A 17,712-nucleotide genomic window follows, 5' to 3' on the forward strand; every position below is an offset into this window, starting at 1 on the left:
CAGGCCCGGAGGAACCAAAGCCTCTACACCTCCGTTGGAGCTGACTTTTGAGGAAAGGGCCATGACGAAAGGTGACGACCTCCGCTACGGCGCTCCCCGGAATGCGGTTCATCTTTGCGTCGACATGCAGCGGATGTTCGCGGGAGGCACGGATTGGACGATGCCGTGGTTGCCGCTCGTCCTGCCGAACGTCGTCGCAATCACCTCCGCCCATCCCGAGCGGACAATCTTCACGCGGTTCATTCCGGCGCAAAGCCCAGGCCAGGGCGCCGGCATGTGGCGGCGCTACTACGAACGCTGGAGTTCGATGACCATCGATAAGCTCGGGCCAGAAATGGTGGACCTGGTACCGGAACTCGCCCGCTTCGTGCCGCCCGCGCGCACCTTTCGACAAGCACGTCTATTCGCCTTGGACCGGGAGCGCGCTTCACGCGCAGCTTCGCGAAGCCGACGTCGAAACGGTCGTCATCACAGGCGGCGAAACCGACGTCTGCGTGCTCGCGACCGTATTGGGCGCGGTCGACTGGGGCTTCCGCGTGATCCTCATCGCCGATGCGCTCTGCAGCTCGGCAGACGAAACGCATGATTCCATGATGAACATCTACATGAACCGGTTCGGCCAGCAGGTGGAATGCGTCACGACCGAAACGCTTCTCGCCAGTTGGCCGGCCAACGGCCGGGCCAGGCCCCTCTTATGAATCATTCCTATGTCGTACAGATCCTCGTTCCGACGCAGACCGGCAAGGGCGAGCCGGTTTCCACGGAATGGTTCGACAACTTCCTGCAGGAGCTCACCGACAGGTTCGGCGGGGCGACGAGTTTCGTCCGCGCACCTGGACAAGGCCTGTGGCGAAGCGACGGTACGACCGAGCGGGACACGATCGCGGTTCTAGAAGTGATGGCCGCGAAGCTCGCCCCCAGAACCCGCCGCCACCACCGGCTGCGACGACCGGCGCACCGTCCAAGTCCTGAGCAAGACGTCTTGCCATTAGAAGCGAGGACGGTGTCGGTTAATATGGTTACGGTTGGCGCATCTCGACCAACAGGCAGCCGCCCCATCGGATTGGGGCGGCAAGGGCCGAGCTATGCAAGCTATCAAACCCGATCCGGCCGCGAAACCGAGATCGTCGCTAACAGCCCTATTGGAGGCGAACTTCAAGGGTTGTCAGCAGCGAGCCCGTAGTCGTGCTGAGAGCCACCAATTGCGATAGCATCGAGAAGACCTGCTTCATCGTTTCGCCTGCATTCGACGGGACACAGAAAAAGTCAGCATTTAAGGACGTGCTGGCAAACAGCCAACTCCAGGTCCCCGCGAGATAGCCAAAATCTGAAGATTCCACGGCTCATTCGAATTCAAACCTCGATCCGGCCAGCAGAGCCGCGTCGGGGTTGCAGGATACGAGCGAAGCATGTGACCAAAGTAAGAGAACGCAGAGAACGTCGACCTAATCTTCAGAGTGAACGTCAGCTCCGGCCGGTCGACGCCGGCGGCCTGGCTTTCGTAGACGAGTTTCGCGTTCTCAGCACCACGAAGCTTTCTAATCAGAGCGGCGCCAAGTGCGCCGAAGTCCGCGCTGTCATGCCGCTGACGATGCCCTTGCGATCAATGACGATGATCGACTGATCGCGCTTGCAAAGCTCGTAGGCGGTCGAGATTCCTGCGATCCCGGAGCCGACAACGGCCACATCGCAATGCACACCGCCTTTCAGCGCGCCCGCCGCCGGCAGTATCTCGGTCGCCATCCATAGCGAAGTGCTCACCATACTGAAGCAAAACACCCGCTCGGTGCCGCAGTTCCTCCTGCGGCTGGAAGCCGCCTCCGCGCCCTTCGCAGACGGACGGTCAGTGCGGCGCCCCACCCCATGCGGCCGGCTGCCGCAAAGTGCGAGGAACAAAGCCCAATGCGCGCCGTTCCATCGCTTTGAGATCAAGGAGTGACGTCATGGGACTATTCACAAAAGACATCAAGACGATGGATGATCTGCTGCTGCACGGCTTGCAGGACATCTATTATGCCGAGCAGCAGATCCTCAAGGCGTTGCCGAAAATGATCGACAAGGCCACCAACCGGGATCTGATCACGGGCTTCAAGGGCCATCTCGAAGAGACGAACAAGCAGGTCGAGCGTCTCGAGAAGGCCTTTGAGAAACTGGGCAAGTCGCCGGGCGGCACGCAATGTCCCGCCATTGACGGCCTCATCAAGGAAGCGGATGAGACGGCCGGCGAGATCGAAGACACGGGGGGACTCGATGCGGCGATCGTCGCTAACGCGCAGGCGGTCGAACATTACGAGATATGCCGCTACGGCACGCTGATCGCGTGGGCGGAAGAGCTCGGCCATGACGATATCGTGCGCTTCCTGACCACGAACCTGAACGAGGAGAAGGCGGCCAACACCAAGCTCAACACAGTCGCGCTGCGCAAGGGCGTTAACAAGAAGGCCTCAACCGCCGCTTGATCGCCGCCCCCGGGTCTGGCGCCTGATTTCGACAGGCCCGTACCCATTTGTCGATGCCGAGATCGACTGTCGCCATGACCAATGTGACAAAACTGCCGAGCTGGATCGACGACGACAACATCTTCGCCGTTGTCGAGACGCCGCGGGGAAGCTCGTGCAAGCTCGATTTCGATCCCAAGCACGGTGTTTTTACCCTGGCAAAGCCGCTGATGGCGGGTCTGACCTATCCTTACGATTGGGGCTTCATTCCCTCGACCAAGGCCGAGGACGGCGATCCGCTGGATGTGCTAATCCTGCATGACGCGCAGACCTATCCGGGCGTCGTGCTGCGCTGTCGTCCGGTCGGCATTCTCGAAGTCGAACAAAGGAGCAAGGGCAAGAAGGAACAAAACGACCGGGTTTTTGCGGTACCAGACCGGTCACCGCTCGAAACGGATCTCAAGGATATCCGTAATCTCCCCTCCCATGCGCGCGACGACCTTGAGCAGTTCTTTCGGGCGACGAATGCGCTGGAAAACAAGGAACTGAAATTTCTCGGGTGGCACGGTCCGAACCGTGCGGCGAAGACCATCAAGCGTCTGGCCCGCTAGTCGGCCCGGTCTTACTGCACACGGCATCCCTACCCAAGGCGAGAGAACGCTAGGGGAAGTCCTCGATCCCTGTTCGATCAAAACGCTGGAAACTACGCAGGAAAGCGAATTGACCGGCCGTTAATCGTCGATGCTGCAGCTCGCAAGGGTGCTGGCAACTGGCGCCACCGCGCGGCGAAGCGGCGCTAGCGATCAAGGCCGCGACTTCCTCGCGACGCCGCATTTCGCCACGACACGATAAAAGAAAGAACCCCCGTAACAGAGCGGGGGGCCGAGTGGATAGGTCATAGGTATGATGCCAACCACTCTATTTGAGCTCGTTCCTACCGCACCTCGCGAAGCTGCCGATCGTGATCGGAGGGATCGACCTTGGCAACTCGCTGGCTCCAAACCGAGCAACGTATTTGCTGCACAAGCGTTCTTCGCTGGCACCAAGACTTTGAATTCTCTCGACCAATGATGGCTCGCAGAAATGGCACGCATCCTGATCGGTACTTCAGGCTGGCATTACGACTCCTGGCGCGGTCCTTTCTTCCCGGAGGGATTGCCGTTGAAAGAGCAACTTCGCTACTATGCCAGCCAATTCGAGACGACGGAGCTCAACGGCGTCTTCTACCGAACGCCGACACCGCAAGCCGTGAAGGCATGGCGGGAGCAGACCGGCGAAAACTTCGTCTTCACCTGGAAAGCGTCCAAATTTATCACGCATTGGAAGCGCCTGTCTTACACCAGCGAAAACAGCCTCGAGCTGCTGGAAGATCGCATGTCCTTTTTACGCGGCAAGGCGGGGCCGATCCTGTTTCAGCTGCCACCGCAATTCGAGATGAATGCCGACAGGCTCGCATCTTTCTTCAAACTGCTGTCGAAGAAGCGGCGCTATAGCTTCGAATTTCGCCACCCGAGCTGGTATCAACCCCGCATCCTGCGAATGCTGGCTGACCAAAACATCTCGCTCTGCCTCTCGGATCATCACGACGCGCCCGCGCCGTGGAAGCGCACAGCGGATTTTGTGTATGTACGCGGCCACGGTCCAAGCGGTCGCTACTACGGCCACTATGGAAGGCCGACGCTGACGCAATGGACGCGGCGCATCGAATCCTGGAAACGACAAGGATGCGATGTCTATGTCTATTTCGACAACGACCAGAAGAGCGCGGCGCCTGCCGACGCGCTGAAACTGAAGGCGATGCTCTTAGGCTAAGGCCCGCCAGCAACCGAGCCGGCGATCACCATGACAAGATCGGCAAGATCGATCTTTCCATTGAGGATGAGTTCTTCCGAGGAAACCTCGACCTTCAGGGATTGCGGCCGGTTGGCCGCCTGACGCGGCCATCATGGTCTCGTCGATGCTGCTGCTGGTGGGCGCGGCCGCAGTGCTGGTGTCACGGCCCGAGCTGCTCGGCGCGGTGAGGTGAAGAGCCGGTTCGCGCGCGGCATGGTCGTCATGCTGGGCTGGCTCGCCCTGCTCGTGCTGCTTGGTGCCCTGTGGGCGCGGCTCGGCTGGTAATTGGCCTACTTCCTATTTGCTAGCTGGTCTGGCTCGCCGCCCGCAAGAACGCCATACCGTTCCGAAAGAGAAACAAGTTCCGCCACGTATTCGCTTTAGGGGGCGGTGCGTTTGTTCCAATGCTCGGCCGCCTACTTAACGGTGGCGCATTGGGGCCGAAAGCCGAACATTTCTTACATACTACGAATTTTGGATCGATGTTGCTGTTGATTCAAACCTCCGAACCGCCGCAGAAAGGGCAGGGCCGCAGCGGTTGTACAGAAACAGGGAATCCGCGCAGTGGATCGATAGCTGCGCGGTCGCTTGGCTTCCTAGGCATATTAACGCGAGCGTTTAGACAGACAGTATTTCTGAGCCGATGTCGACGACCTCGACGAAAAGATGACCGACGTCGCTATTGAAGCCGATGAAGTCCCACTTGGCGCCGTCGCCTTGGCAGGTAGCGCCGGCGAAGCGTGTCGCCTGCCACTCGGGATGTTTCGTGCTTGAGCGCACAAGGACCCAATAGAAGCGACCTGGAATCAACTGTGTGACGTCAGTCATGGAATCACTTGCAGACCCCTCGCTCACGCCGCCGCGCGACGCTCGGCCCAGCGCAGACGCATGAGCTTGCCGCCCGGCGGGTTGCGCGGACCGTTCCCGTCTAGCGCGCGTAGCGCTTCCAGAATTTCGTCGATATGAACAGGCGCCTTTAGTCCGTCCGGCGAGCGTAACGCTGGACAGGACGCGATCGCCGAGGCGTCAGAAGCCCATGACGCGAGGATGGCCCGCTTCTCGGCCAGACTCAAATTCGGGTCAGCGACGACCTCGCGCGGATGCGAGAACACCGTGCCGGGTGAAGAAGAGCATTTAAATCGAAAACGTTATCGTGTGTGGGCGTCGTCCGCATGGCTAAAGCTCCTACCCATCGTAAGACGCATTAGGGTGGCCGCGCGGGATCACCCGCGCGGCGGCGATCGGAACCAGGCCGCGGGTTGGTCAGGCGGCCTTGCCTTCGATCTGCTTGACCTGCCCGGCGCTTGCGCCCGCGATGGCGATGCGCCGCGGCTTCATGGCCTCGGGAATCTCGCGTTGAAGCTCGATGACCAACAGACTATTCTCGAAGTGCGCGCCCTTGACTTCAACGTGGTCAGCCAGGGTGAACTGGCGCTTGAATGACCGTGTCGACATTCCGCGATGCAGGAAGCTCTTCTCGTCCTTCTCGGCCTTATGGCCTTCCAACGTCAGGACATTCTGCTCCACCGTAAGGCCCACCTCGTCCGGTGTGAATCCGGCGAGCGCCACCGAGATTTGGAAGCGGTTCTCGTCGAGCCGCTCGATGTTATAGGGGGGATAGGTCTCTTCAGAGGTCCTGACCTTGCCCCCAAGTTTTATCCAGTCCTGAGTTCGCCCCGGCTGTTGGATTTGCCCGGTTGGACGGTGGCAGCGGCGGGAGCCGGCGCGGAGCCCTCGGCATAGCGCAGCGCCGGCTCCCGGCGCGGGTGGCAGGTGAAGGCGAACGGCGTCTTCCATCCGAGCTGCGAGTGTGGTCGTGCCTCGTTGTAATCGGCCCGCCAGCATCCGAGCGCGACGCGGGCCTGGGCCAACGACGTGAACAGCGTCTCGTTCAACAGTTCATCGCGCAGCCGGCCGTTGAAGCTTTCGATGAAGGCATTCTGCATGGGCTTGCCCGGCGCGATGTAGTGCCATGCCACGCGGCTCTGATCAGCCCATGTCAGGATGGCGTTGCTGGTGAGCTCGCTGCCGTTGTCGCTGACCACCATCTTCGGCTTGCCGCGCTCAATCATCAGCCGGTCCAGCTCCCGCGCCACCCGGGGGCCCGAGAGCGAGGTATCGGCCACCAGCGCCAGGCACTCGCGGGTGCAGTCGTCGACCACGGTGAGGATACGGAAGCGGCGACCATCGGTGAGCTGATCCGATACGAAGTCGAGCGACCAGCGGTCGTTCGGCGCCATCGGCACCGTCATCGGCGCCCGGGTCCCGATCGCCCGCTTGCGGCCGCCACGGCGACGCACCGCAAGCTTCTCTTCCCGGTAGAGCCGGAACAGCTTCTTGTGGTTGATCACATAGCCCTCCCGCTTGAGCAGAACGTGGAGGCGCCGATAGCCAAAGCGGCGGCGCTCCTGGGCGATCGCCCTCATGCGTTGGCGAAGACCGGCATCGTCCGCCCGGGTCGTCTGGTATCTCATGGTCATGCGACAGCAGCCGATGGCTTTACACGCCCGCCGTTCGCTCATCCCGAAGGCGTCTCGGAGATGGGCGACAGCTTTCCGCTTGGCCGCGGGCGTCACCATTTCTTTCCCACGAGGTCCTTCAAGGCTGCGTTGTCCAGATGGCGTCGGCCAGCAACCGTTTCAGCCGCGTGTTCTCGTCCTCCAGCGTCTTCAGCCGCTTGGCCTCCGAGACCTCCAGCCCGCCGAACCTGGCCTTCCATTTGTAGATGCTGGCGTCGCTGACGCCATGCTTGCGGCACAGATCGGCGACCGACACGCCGGCCTCATGCTCCTTCAAGATCCCGATGATCTGCTCTTCCGAAAAGCGGCTGCGCTTCATGCTCTGGTCCTTGTCGTGGGCCAGAACGAACTTCAAACTGGATTAAACCCGCGGGGCAAGGTCAGTCCGCTGGACCTCGTCGAGAACGTCAAACAGGTGGTCGAACCCAATGGTCGACCTCCACAGGGGAGTCCAATCATACCTCATAGCCAAATCCTCCAAAGAGCAAGCTGGGTACGAGCTGGCACCGGACACCTTCCGGCGCCCGCCTTGATTGCGGGGCCCCGAAGGCGCCCCGGCCGCCACGTCTGCGGCGTCCAAAAAATCTGTCACGAGCAAAAACGTTTCAAGAGGATGACGAAAAACATTTAGCGCTCTAAACGGGCGGTCTGGTCTAGCGTTGTTGTCGTGAAGGTTACATCCGCTTCTCTGCGGTCGATTGCCGCATGGGTTCGAAATCAGCGGTGGACGCCAAGTTGGATCGGTGTCCGGTCTGCCTGACAGCCGACATGACACGCGCTCAATCGACCTGCGGCTAAGGGCCACAACCCGACTACCCACCTCGGCGACGATATGGGGCTTTGCTCGGTCCGCAGGTGTACCATCGGCCGACCCGGCCCGCGATAGCTGAGGCGCAGCCTATCCCGTGCCTGCTCAGCAGGTCCCACTTTACATTATCAAAGGGAATGTAAGCGTTGTTGTTGTACCCGCGTCGCTGCTGGTCTGGTTGACGGTACCGCCAATTTGTCTCGCCAGAGAGGTAATCAGCTTAAGGCCCGACCCGTTTTTGTTCGGATGTTGAATGCCGCGACCGTTGTCAGTCACTGTCAATCGGGCCTCGCCGTAGCCGACGCCTCCCACCAAACTTACGCTGATCCTGCCTCCCTCTGCACCGAACGCATGCTTGATGCTGTTCATCGCAGTCTCATTCAAAATGAGGCCAACCGGGAGGGCCCGGTCGATCGCCAATTCGAGCTCGTCGCATTCGACGTCGACTTCAACCTCATCCACCTGATTGCGGATCGCGCTGCAAAGAGCCCGGATGTAATGGGAAAGTCTAACGATCTGCCCCTCTTGGCGAGGGGCAAGCTGATCATGTGCGAGCGAGATGGCGTTGATGCGGCTGGCCACGTGGTCCAGAGCGCGGTGTGATTCTGGATCAAGATAGCGGCGCTTCTGGATGGAAATCGAGGACAGGACGAGTTGAAAATTGTTCTTGACCCGATGTTGCATCTCTCGAAGCAAGATCTGCCCCTTTTTAGCTTCCGCGACCGCAGCCATAAGGCTTGCATGTTCGTCCGGTTGCGCACCGCGACGCAGCACAGCACCTATCAGCGCGGCGGCGGCGGTCAGAAACTCGGTCGTATCCTGGGAGAAGTCTCTCGGCTTTGTACTGTCCACCTCCAGCACGCCCCATGCGGCGCCGCCGATGAGGATCGGGACGTTGCTGACAGCCACAATGCTGTGCTCCGCCAAGAACTCGGAACAAACAAATTCGTTCTGCTCGGCGAAATCTCTGATGCTGACAGGCTCGGCCGTTTGGAAAGCGCGGCCAGGCGGCGAGCGGAGGTCGGCCGACAGCGTGGCGGTGCGGACGGCACCATCCTTCCAGCCGACTCCCGCAATCAACAGAAGATCGGACGTGTCTGGACGATATTGAAGCACCTTAACGTGGTCGATTTCCACGGCTCGGGCAATTTGCAGCACCGCTTGGTCCAAGAAGCGTTCTGTTCCGGCCTCTTCAACCGAAAGACGACCGATATCGACCAAAATGCGGATATGGCGCCGGAGTTTGTCCAGCACATCGCCCTCAGTTTGTTCGGCCGGGTGGTCCTCCATTCGTTTCTAACATCGGGCCTCATGAATTGTGCCTAAGCGCGAGACCGTACAATAGGAACGAAACAGGGAACCTCCGCTCCAATGCGGGTTTGGTTCTCCAGACAAAACAGCGAGAGCGAAAATGGGAAACAGTGGCGTCGGAATGCTACTCGGCGATACCTCGGTGACGGCGCTCTGGATGATGTTTATCGGCGCCTTCATCTTGGGTGGCACAATTCTCTATGGCGTCATAAAGACGGGAAGGATGCGCCGCAGCGAGCGTGCGCAGCTCGATCGAAACACAGAGATGGCGCAGCGCCGGGACGACCCGGAGAAAAGAGCCGCTCGTTAAGCGATCGGCGCGTCGACCGGTCAAATGTAAGATTTAGGAACTTAGGCCGGAATGGCGCTGGGGCGTCTACACATAATTCGCGATGTCCGCTTATTCCCTAACAGTCGCACGGAAGAGGACAATGCGCGAGGTCCGAAGTACAGGCTTAAAAGATTGTTCTTCAAAACGCTCGAACGCTAACGCCCGCAATGGGTCACAACCGACCGTCGAAGCGAGCGCGGGTCCACGTCTGCTCTACCACGATAGACGTATGACAACAGGATCAGCGGGGTTCGGTCCAGGGCCACTTCAGGACACGGCGCGACTGGTTGGCCTCGATGAGCCGGTCACCCTTTCCATGCAGGATCCTAACGCACGCAAGGCGCGGCGGCATCGCCCCTTTCGAAATCCGCGTTTGCGTCCATCCTTTTCCGCAGCGGGTACGGCTTCAGTTATCGTCCCGGCAGAGCCGTGAGCTCTCGGGGGCGCTTGATGCGCCAGAACGGATATGCCGCCAATTCTTTCGAATGCTGCCCGAACATATCGACCCGTCTGCTTGTAAACTCCGTAATGACGCCGAAAAATTCAGTTGGTGACCTGATCGTCGCAAGTCTCAGGCCGAATTCAAAAGCAAATTGCGCGTTGGCCTCGGCTATCTCAAGAAGCTTCCCTTGATACGCCTGCATGTTTGCCGTCGCTAAAGCAAAGCCTTTCGTTGGATCGCTATCCGTCATTCTCTGACTGAGGTCATTTGGTAAGGCATCCACCCGAGGCTCAATGATAGGAACCTCGTGTTTAGGATCATGAAGCTCAGGAGGCGGTTCAATCGAGACTGCCGCAACAGAGCGAAGTAAATTCTCTGTCGGGCTTCTAACAATGCTCTGCTTGTTCCGTTGGGCCCGCGCGGTCATTTTCGGATTCCGGGCGCGCTTCGGCGCCGTCGCCGGTTTGCGTTTGCTCATCTGACGCTCCACGAAAATGGGGGTGCGACCACAACGTTCATTTCTGAAAGGACAACAGGCTTTGTGACGTGGCGTTCCAAACCCGTGCATTGTTGAAGTTCCGCATGAACTGAGATCAATCGCACGTTCTGCGCTGTCGACGATGATTTTAGGTAGCAACTCCAACCAACAAACGTCTAACTGGCGATCTTCCTGACCACTGCTCAACGGCGTCAGTCTGAGAACAATCAGCCCTCCGCTCGTTGTGCTCTCTGCGGCGACTACACAGGCGTTCATGCCTTGATTTTCGCGAGACTTTCTCGAAGCGAACCCTCGGCCATTGATAAGCCGTATCGCTGGAGCAAGTTGAATGCTCTAGCACTAACAGTATTACTAGCAGTTCGTGGTGGACGCTTTGCGAGAGGAAGAGTACGAGGTCATCCATGTGGCTGACGGCGAAGAGGCATTGGCGTGGCACGGGCGGCGAATCACCGACGTTCTCATCACGGACGTCAAGCTGCCCGGAGGCATCGACGGATGGCAGATCGCCGAACATTGCCGGGCGACGCTTTCCGACAGCGCGATGAACTTAGCCAAATTATACGGCCGACCGCCTCGACCGCGATATCTATCTGGTGCTTGAAGACTTCGGCGCGCGTGCCGGTTGCGCCTGGCGCGAGACCGACGAGACTGACACCGACGTCGAGATCATCCTGCAAAATCTCCTGTCCGGCCAGTACGCCTATCCGGTTCGAATCGTATCCTTCAATCCCGTCGAGGGGTGGTCCCGCGATGCGACTTCCGACGTCGCCGACGTCCTGGCTCAGCGCGCAGCCGACACTGAGATCTCATCTGCGCCGCAAGACTTCATCGCCGCCAACGCCACACAGCGCCTCGACATGCAGCTGGCTCTGCCCTTGCGCGGTGTCGCCTGACGGTGGCGAACTTCCGCTCCAGGTCGAAGAGGGCAACGCAGGTTCGAAAACAATCGAGTCAATGGCCCGGCGCTGACTCGGTTGTTGAAGGTCGACGCTTTGGCACGGCGTGGTATCGCAAAGAGATACCAAGCTGATGCGCTTTAACAGCCACCGACGAGACGCCTCGGTTCAATTCAGCAGCTATCTCTTCGCGCCGGTGATTCCCGGCCATCGCCTTGAGCGTCTCAAGGTCTTCCGAGGTCCATGGGCGAACAGAATTGGCCATATGCGGCCTCCCAAACAACAAATTTGGCTCACGTAGCGCAATAGCCCATGGGACCAAAAGTTTCACTCCGCCCTCTTGGATAGATCGGGAATACGGCACGTCGGCTCTGTTATGAGCGCCACCGCGCTAACCGCAAAAATCTAGAAGCACACCGCAGAACGACCCTATGCAGACCCGGAGGCGTCCGCGCGCAAGCTCCTCGAAACGCAACATTGCGGCCGGGGGCGCCAGCAACCTGACCTTGTCCTTTGGTACAATGATCTAAGGGACATGGAATGATATGGTCGCTCATCGAACGACTTGGTGGCAAAGGATTATTCAAAGGATTTGATGTGGAAGAGGAATGACCGATGTTTGTGCGTATCAATTATCGGCCTCAGCGAATTTAAATACCGAAAAGACACCGGAATCTTCGGTGAAAAAGAGCCCGCTGTGTATGTCTATCAAGTCAAGCATGGTGCGGTGCGAAGTTACAAGTTGCTCTCGGACGGTCGGCGTCAAATCGCCGTCACCTACAAATCGGCGATTGATGATCCTCATCGCATCGTAAAATCGAAGGCAGCAGGCGCGCTATTCGGGATCACGCCAAAGAAATACCAATCAGGAGAAAAGGACGTCACGGGCGGGATCACGCTGGCCGGAGACGAGATAGTGCGCACGGTGTTGTATGAGGCTGCCAACGTTCTGCTATCGCGCATCACGCGGTTCTCAAAACTCAAGCGTTGGGGGATGGACGTCGCCAAGCGGCGAGGTTCGAAGCGCGCAAAAGTCGCTCTGGCACGTAAGCTCGCAGTGATCCTGCATCGGATCTGGGTCGACGGCACAACTTACCGATGGACCGAAGCGGGGCCGATCGCGGCATAGAAGACGTGGAGGAGATCAAGAACGCAACCGGGCTGAACTGAAGCCCGGTGCCCGAAGTCCCGTCGCCGGGACGGTGGATCCGGTGAAGCCGTTACACGCCCAGTGGCCGTCATCTGACGAACCACGCGTATCTAGATAGGCTCACCGCTCCCTCTGACAGCATGATGTGGCGACCAGGCGTTGACCACGGACAGAAGCATGGTTCGGCGGCGTGACGTTCACTCGGGAGGCTTGACATCATCGGGCCCATTACAGAAGGCCGTGTACCCATAAACCCGGTGGCGTGATGCGACTAAGGCAATATCTGCTTTGCCCCTATAAGCAACCGACTTCGTGCGGCAGCGCAATATGTCGCGATGGGCCAAGCTCGAAAGTCGCTAGACCATTGGACTGGTTCACGACGCCAAGTCATCGAGCAACGCCTTGGCCTCTTTCAAATCGAGCGTGTCGAACCCTTCAGTGAACCAGCCGTAAACCGGAGCCAGAAGATCACGTGCCGCGGTGCGTTTGCCCTCATCGCGCAATAAGCGGGCAAGGCTCGTCGCTGCCCGGAGCTCAAGTGATTTCGCCCGTTGTTGCCGAGCGGTCTGTAGGGACTTCAACAGCCATTTGCTCCCTCCGAGCTGGCCGCGAGATAATGCCACCAACCCTCGCAGCCGAGAGATTTCCGCATCCCACCAGTGCTCGCCGCTTTGTTCCGCAATGGCAGCAGCACCCGTCAGGGCTTCGGCTCCGCCGGGGTAGTTTCCCGTGCGACAAAGCACCTCGCAAAAAAGCGCAAAGCTATAGGGAGCGTACTGGATCGTGCCTTGCTTCGCCGGATCAGCAAGCGCGGCGTGGTAGGAGGCAATCGCCGCCTCAATCCTATCCGGTGCCAACAACGCCCAGCCGCGGAGGACTCGTGGATCGAGCGGCAAGGCAATGCGCTTCTCAGCCGCTAGGGTCTCTGCGCTCTCAATGCGCTGCAGCACCGAAGCTGAGTCACGTCGGAACTGGTGCAATATCGACGCATGCAGATGCGCCATAGCAAGGCTAAAGGGATGGTTCACCCGTTCCGCAAGCGCCAACGCGTCATTCACGCGAGCGAGCGCCGTGTCAGGGTAGCCGAGCAGCCAGGCGCTCCAGGCACCTAGCGTTCCTGCACAGACTCCGGGGTCGTGGCCGTAGATGTGTGCGTGCGTCCGGTGCTGCTCGAACTCATAAAGGGTTCGGCCCTTCTCGCAATGTTCCTGCGCCGGAGCAAGTTCGCCGCAGAAGAAATGTGTTGTCCAACCCGTATGATGAGCTTCGAGCCGAAGGCCGACATTATTACTCTTTTCGACCAGGCTCAGGAGCCTATCTGAAAGCTGGCGCGCCGCATTCCAATCCGACGTGCGTCGGAAAGTCCACAACCCCCATATCGCGGTGAACTGAGAATCGATGTCCCCTATCTTATCGGAAAGCTCGTGCGCACGAGCGTGCGCTTTTGCTGCTTCGGCCGAGGAGAAGCCGTTGGCGTTACTTAGAGACACGCCTTTAGCGAGTTGCAGCTTGATCTCCTGCCGATCGCGCTGCGCATCCAAGAGAGATGGCAGCAGGGACAAACCACGATCGAAATGACTGACCGCCTCGGCATACGCGGAGCGGGAAGCCGCAAACTGGCCCGCTTTTAGCCATTGATCAGAGGCCCGTTCCGCCTGTCCGGCACCCGTCAGATGATGGGCCAGTATCTCGGGCTGCCGATCGACCAGATCTGCGAAATGCTGCTCCAAGGTGGTGGCAACTCGTGCATGCAACTCTTGCCGTCTTCGGCGCAGCAGCGTGCCATAGGCAGCGTCCTGCACCAGCGCGTGCTTGAATAGATAGCTGGAATACGGAGGCACACCTTGCCGGAACAACAAGCCAGCGGAGATCAGACGGTCTAAGGCGGATGCCAACTCTGGCTCCGGCTTGCTCGCAACGGAAAAAAGCAGGGTGTGAGAGAACTCTCGCCCGATCGCGGAACCGATCTGGGCCACCTCCTTGGCGGGCCCGAGCTGGTCGAGCCTCGCCATAAGCGAGGCGTGCAGGCTTGCGGGGACCGCCGCCGCAGGTGACGGAATATTGTCTGTAGTAGTTCGCCGCGCTTCGCCCTCACTCTTGGTCTCCAGGACCGCTTTCGTCATCTCCTCCACGAAAAGGGGAATCCCGTCCGTGCGCTCAATGATGTCCTGCCGCACGCTCGCCGAGATAAGCTGGTTGCCCACGATGTGATCAATCACCGTCTCGATTTCGCGCTGCGCCAGCCGATTGAGGGTGAGAGCAGTGACGTAGGGCCGCCCGAGCCAGTGCGGTTCGAACTCTGGACGAAACGTCACAATCAACAGCACACGGTAGGTCCGAAGCCGGTCAACGACCCCGCTGAAAGCTTCCTGACTCGTGGGATCGGTCCAATGTGCGTCCTCGACGATCATTAGCACAGGTGTGGAGCGCGACAATGCCTCCACCTGTGACCCGAGCGCTTCAAATGTCCGCTGGCGGTGCTGTTCGGAGGGTATGTCGAGCGCCGCGTAGCGTCCGTCTTTCGGCAGCGACAACATGTCGGCGAATAGCGCCGTATCCTCCAAAGAGGTTGAAGTCTGCGCCAATACTGTATCGAGCTTGTCCAGCTTTGTTTCCAGCGCGTCGTCATGCGCAAATCGTGCTGCCCGTTCCATCTGGCCGATGATCGGATAAAAAGCGCTGTCGGTATGCTGCGGCGAGCAGAAATAGCGCAATCGGGTATGCGGCTCGTTAGCGATGCTTTCCAGCAGCGCCGCCGTAAGCCGCGATTTGCCAATACCAGCCTCGCCGGAGAGCAGCACTACTTGGCCTTCACCACTCTTTGCCTTGGACCAGCGTCGCAACAGGAGTTCGAGTTCTTCGTCCCGCCCAACAAGCTCGGTCAATCCGTTCGCGTGCAAGGCCTCGAAGCGGCTTTCGACTGAAGCCGGCCGCAACGCAGCCCATGCCCCTACGGCGCCTGAGATACCTTTGAGTTCTTTCGGCCCAAATTCTTCAAGCTCGAACAGATTGCCCAACAGCTTCCGAGTACTCTCCGCAATGACGACGCTGTTCGGCTCAGCAACGCCCTGCAAACGTGCCGCAAGGTTTGGCGTTTCACCGATTATGGCGTGCTCCTGAGAAGCGCCGGACCCGATGAGGTCGCCGACAACCACCAGTCCCGTTGCGATGCCGATACGCGTCTGCAGGGGCGCACGAATCTTCAGAGCACCTACGCCAGCCACCAACTCCAGCCCCGCCCGGACGGCCCGTTCCGCATCGTCTTCGTGCGCCTGCGGATACCCGAAATACACCAGTACCCCATCGCCCATATACTTCGCAACGAAGCCGCCGAACCGCTGCACGATGTCGGCGACGCAATTCTGATACGCGGAAATGATCTCGCGTAGGTCTTCAGGGTCCATGCGTGCTGAAAGTGCTGTTGAACCCACAAGGTCCGAGAACATAACAGTGACTTGGCGACGTTCGGCGGCATCTTGGGGCTTCAACTCGGCCGTAACGCGTTCAGCTACGGCAGGGCTCCCAAGCTCCTGGATAGCCGCAAGCATTATGCGCCGATGCCCGAGCAGCACGCCGATGTCCTTAAGGTCCTGATCAGTCAGATGGCGAAGTGCTGCGAAACCAATCCCGTTTTCAGCAAAACGCTGCGCGTACTCGAACATTCCGAGCTTTTCGAGCCAGTCGGCAATTTGCTGCATCGCGGCCCCTCCGGATTTTGTGCAACCCACTCTGGACCGATAGGACCGAAAGTCTACCACGCGCGCCGACTTATTCCAGCGCCCGCCGCGAGGTTGCATGTCCGGTCATTTTTCGAGAGTTTTGGCAGAGATGCCGTGATTCAAACTCTCGAACTGGGGGCTCGAATCATGCGCTACGAACTCGCCGACTATGAATGGTCCGCCATCAAGCCGTTGCTGCCGAACAAGCCGCGTGGCGTTCCTCGGGTGAACGACAGACGGTCCTGAATGACATCTTCTGGGTCCTCCGATCAGGAGCACCCTGGCGTGATCTGCCGACGGCGTTTGGCCCTTACACTACTTGCTACAACCGCTTCGTCAGGTGGCGGCGGGCCGGTGTTTGGAGCCGCATCATAGAAGCGCTTGCCACTGCCCGGGATGCTGCTGTCCAGATGATCGACACTTCCATTGTCCGCGTGCATCAGCATGGAGCCTGCATCACAACGAACCAGTGCCAATCGATGGGAAGGTCCCGCGGCGGCTTGACGAGCAAAATCCATGCGGTGGTCGATGGCAATGGTCTGCCGGTACGGCTGGCGCTGAGCCCCGGTGAGGCCCATGACGTTCGACTTGCCGGAAAACTGCTGTCTCGCCTGAAATCCGGGTCAATGCTGCTTGCCGACCGTGGCTATGACGCAGACTGGATCAGGGAGCTTGCCATGAAGAAGGGCGCGTGGGCCAACATCCCGCCGAAAACCAACCGCAGCGATCCGATCTGCTTCAGCCCCTATCTCCATCGTGCTCGCAACCAGGTCGAGCGGTTCTTCAACAGGATCGGCCGATCGCGCCTTTGGTGCTTAGTCCGCAGGAGCTCCTTAACCAATGCGAGACCAGGACATTGGTGATTTGGATGGCGATCTGGCTTATCCAGCCACTTGAAACCTAGCGTCCGCGTTTACCCTACCGCTCAAGCTTAATTCCATGCTTCGATTGCGCCATTCGGCGGCCCGGTTACTCTATCGTAGCCGGACGAGTTGCCCTGTCCGGGTTCAGCATGGCGGAGTTGGCGCGCCATCATACTCGGCGCGTCGGCTTCGTTTTTCCCAGAGGAGATCAGCGGTGTGGCCCTACGGAATCGCGGCGCTATGCGTTGCGCTCCTGATCGTCGGAGTTTTCGCACTCGTTATTTTCAGCTTCGATTTTCCGGACGAGCCTAAGGCCTAAGTTTAGCAGAGAGGCGCATACGACGCCGTGTCGCAAAGGCTATAAAGCGTTTCCGCACATCGCTTTCCGGCAAACCCACAATGCCGCTCCAAGGCCCGGTGACAGCCGCAAGCGTATCGGTTTGATCGGACCAACGCTCGTGGCTACAAACAAACTATAAACGGACGGCATAGTCCAACCCGCCGGCAACCCGCTTTGGATTGTGTAGCCCTGTCCGGTGTTTTCCATGGCCCCGACCGCTGCATAAAACGTCGAAGCGGACACAGCCGTAGCGAAGTCAAAGCCGTCCGAGCCCGCAGCCACGTTAGCAGCCGTCCGCGCCGTTCCGCTCGATCCATAGAAGTTGACACCATCGACAGTGAACCAAGCGAGCTTGCTGCTAGCATCGATGCGGAGGCCGGCCATCGCCCAGAAACCATACTCGGGTCGGAGCCGACGTTAGAGCCATTCACCCAAATGCCACCTGCGTTGCTGAACCAGCCCGACGTTTCCTGCGCCAGCGAACCTTGGGCAGCCCTGGTTGACCCCATCTGTGATACCGATGACGCCGCAGTTCGACGGTTGACTATCAACATGGACGATGA

Annotated in this window: 13 protein-coding genes and 6 pseudogenes; 10 read left to right on the top strand and 9 right to left on the bottom strand. The window is 59.3% G+C overall.

Translation table 11 applies throughout. The features are described from left to right. Positions 1–61 precede the first annotated feature (61 nt). Positions 62–698 (top strand): annotated as a pseudogene (locus AB7G19_RS40325) (cysteine hydrolase family protein). Further along, on the top strand, positions 695–1,183 hold the full coding sequence (locus tag AB7G19_RS40330) for a hypothetical protein (RefSeq protein ID WP_439037662.1): 489 nt from the start codon (positions 695–697) through the stop codon (positions 1,181–1,183). Before AB7G19_RS40325 ends, AB7G19_RS40330 begins: the two are co-directional and overlap by 4 nt. Positions 1,184–1,542: 359 nt before the next feature. Here AB7G19_RS40330 and AB7G19_RS40335 read toward each other — a convergent pair whose 3' ends face one another. Beyond that, positions 1,543–1,896 carry an FAD-dependent oxidoreductase gene (locus AB7G19_RS40335; RefSeq protein WP_439037661.1) on the bottom strand — a complete coding sequence of 118 codons (354 nt, stop codon included), beginning with the start codon at positions 1,894–1,896 and terminating at the stop codon, positions 1,543–1,545. A gap of 47 nt (positions 1,897–1,943) precedes the next feature. Here AB7G19_RS40335 and AB7G19_RS40340 point away from each other — a divergent pair, with 47 nt between their 5' ends. The 3 genes from AB7G19_RS40340 (at position 1,944) to AB7G19_RS40350 (ending at position 4,250) form a co-directional block, all read left to right on the top strand. Continuing rightward, positions 1,944–2,459 (top strand): YciE/YciF ferroxidase family protein, encoded by a 516-nt coding sequence (locus tag AB7G19_RS40340; protein WP_439037660.1) that lies wholly within the window; start codon positions 1,944–1,946, stop codon positions 2,457–2,459. 74 nt (positions 2,460–2,533) lie between these two features. Further along, positions 2,534–3,049: an inorganic diphosphatase gene (locus AB7G19_RS40345; protein WP_439037659.1), complete on the top strand. Its 516-nt coding sequence runs from the start codon at positions 2,534–2,536 to the stop codon at positions 3,047–3,049. A gap of 472 nt (positions 3,050–3,521) precedes the next feature. Beyond that, on the top strand, positions 3,522–4,250 hold the full coding sequence (locus AB7G19_RS40350) for a DUF72 domain-containing protein (RefSeq protein WP_283018990.1): 729 nt from the start codon (positions 3,522–3,524) through the stop codon (positions 4,248–4,250). A 639-nt stretch (positions 4,251–4,889) separates the two neighbouring features. On the opposite strand, the gene AB7G19_RS40355 is transcribed toward AB7G19_RS40350, so the two are convergent. From AB7G19_RS40355 to AB7G19_RS40380, 6 genes and pseudogenes are all read right to left on the bottom strand, one after another. Beyond that, a complete protein-coding gene (locus AB7G19_RS40355) occupies positions 4,890–5,099 on the bottom strand; it encodes a hypothetical protein (RefSeq protein WP_439037658.1) in 210 nt (69 codons plus the stop codon). Between the two features lie 23 nt (positions 5,100–5,122). After that, a pseudogene (locus AB7G19_RS40360) lies at positions 5,123–5,445 on the bottom strand (hypothetical protein). A gap of 89 nt (positions 5,446–5,534) precedes the next feature. Further along, positions 5,535–6,044 (bottom strand): Hsp20 family protein, encoded by a 510-nt coding sequence (locus AB7G19_RS40365; protein ID WP_441268860.1) that lies wholly within the window; start codon positions 6,042–6,044, stop codon positions 5,535–5,537. Then, positions 5,927–7,109: pseudogene (locus AB7G19_RS40370) on the bottom strand (IS3 family transposase). The gene AB7G19_RS40365 and the pseudogene AB7G19_RS40370 overlap by 118 nt, the downstream one beginning before the upstream one ends. A 66-nt stretch (positions 7,110–7,175) precedes the next feature. Further along, a pseudogene (locus tag AB7G19_RS40375) lies at positions 7,176–7,256 on the bottom strand (heat-shock protein); the annotation flags it as partial. Positions 7,257–7,718: 462 nt separating this feature from the next. Then, positions 7,719–8,888 (bottom strand): sensor histidine kinase, encoded by a 1,170-nt coding sequence (locus tag AB7G19_RS40380; RefSeq protein ID WP_439034260.1) that lies wholly within the window; start codon positions 8,886–8,888, stop codon positions 7,719–7,721. A 121-nt stretch (positions 8,889–9,009) separates the two neighbouring features. Between AB7G19_RS40380 and AB7G19_RS40385 the strand changes: the two genes are divergently transcribed. Then, positions 9,010–9,219, top strand: a complete 210-nt coding sequence (locus tag AB7G19_RS40385; RefSeq protein WP_038960214.1) for a hypothetical protein — start codon at positions 9,010–9,012, stop codon at positions 9,217–9,219. Positions 9,220–9,650: 431 nt separating this feature from the next. Here the strand turns inward: AB7G19_RS40385 and AB7G19_RS40390 are convergent, their stop codons facing one another. Further along, on the bottom strand, positions 9,651–10,436 hold the full coding sequence (locus tag AB7G19_RS40390; RefSeq protein ID WP_439037657.1) for a Phasin protein: 786 nt from the start codon (positions 10,434–10,436) through the stop codon (positions 9,651–9,653). 148 nt (positions 10,437–10,584) lie between these two features. On the opposite strand from AB7G19_RS40390, the gene AB7G19_RS40395 reads away from it, so the two are divergent. From AB7G19_RS40395 to AB7G19_RS40405, 3 genes and pseudogenes are all read left to right on the top strand, one after another. After that, complete coding sequence (locus AB7G19_RS40395; RefSeq protein ID WP_441268861.1) at positions 10,585–10,782, top strand: hypothetical protein; 198 nt, start codon at positions 10,585–10,587, stop codon at positions 10,780–10,782. After that, positions 10,775–11,074 (top strand): hypothetical protein, encoded by a 300-nt coding sequence (locus AB7G19_RS40400; RefSeq protein ID WP_439037656.1) that lies wholly within the window; start codon positions 10,775–10,777, stop codon positions 11,072–11,074. The genes AB7G19_RS40395 and AB7G19_RS40400 overlap by 8 nt, the downstream gene beginning before the upstream one ends. Positions 11,075–11,843: 769 nt before the next feature. Then, positions 11,844–12,206, top strand: a pseudogene (locus AB7G19_RS40405) (transposase); the annotation flags it as partial. A 395-nt stretch (positions 12,207–12,601) separates the two neighbouring features. Here AB7G19_RS40405 and AB7G19_RS40410 read toward each other — a convergent pair. After that, entirely contained in the window at positions 12,602–15,925 is a 3,324-nt protein-coding gene (locus AB7G19_RS40410) for an AAA family ATPase (protein ID WP_439037655.1), read from the bottom strand. A 168-nt stretch (positions 15,926–16,093) separates the two neighbouring features. Here AB7G19_RS40410 and AB7G19_RS40415 point away from each other — a divergent pair. Further along, positions 16,094–16,752 (top strand): annotated as a pseudogene (locus AB7G19_RS40415) (IS5 family transposase); the annotation flags it as partial. Between the last annotated feature and the right edge of the window lie 960 nt (positions 16,753–17,712).

This window comes from Bradyrhizobium sp. 215_C5_N1_1 (assembly GCF_052075935.1).
Classification (GTDB): domain Bacteria; phylum Pseudomonadota; class Alphaproteobacteria; order Rhizobiales; family Xanthobacteraceae; genus Bradyrhizobium; species Bradyrhizobium barranii.

What these genes read in the sequence shown, in the direction of transcription:
- AB7G19_RS40330 (WP_439037662.1), top strand. Translation starts at nt 695, where the DNA reads ATGAATCATTCCTATGTCGTACAGATCCTCGTTCCGACGCAGACCGGC.
- AB7G19_RS40340 (WP_439037660.1), top strand. Translation starts at nt 1,944, where the DNA reads ATGGGACTATTCACAAAAGACATCAAGACGATGGATGATCTGCTGCTG.
- AB7G19_RS40345 (WP_439037659.1), top strand. Translation starts at nt 2,534, where the DNA reads ATGACCAATGTGACAAAACTGCCGAGCTGGATCGACGACGACAACATC.
- AB7G19_RS40350 (WP_283018990.1), top strand. Translation starts at nt 3,522, where the DNA reads ATGGCACGCATCCTGATCGGTACTTCAGGCTGGCATTACGACTCCTGG.
- AB7G19_RS40355 (WP_439037658.1), bottom strand. Translation starts at nt 5,099, where the DNA reads ATGACTGACGTCACACAGTTGATTCCAGGTCGCTTCTATTGGGTCCTT.
- AB7G19_RS40380 (WP_439034260.1), bottom strand. Translation starts at nt 8,888, where the DNA reads ATGGAGGACCACCCGGCCGAACAAACTGAGGGCGATGTGCTGGACAAA.
- AB7G19_RS40385 (WP_038960214.1), top strand. Translation starts at nt 9,010, where the DNA reads ATGGGAAACAGTGGCGTCGGAATGCTACTCGGCGATACCTCGGTGACG.
- AB7G19_RS40390 (WP_439037657.1), bottom strand. Translation starts at nt 10,436, where the DNA reads ATGAACGCCTGTGTAGTCGCCGCAGAGAGCACAACGAGCGGAGGGCTG.
- AB7G19_RS40410 (WP_439037655.1), bottom strand. Translation starts at nt 15,925, where the DNA reads ATGCAGCAAATTGCCGACTGGCTCGAAAAGCTCGGAATGTTCGAGTAC.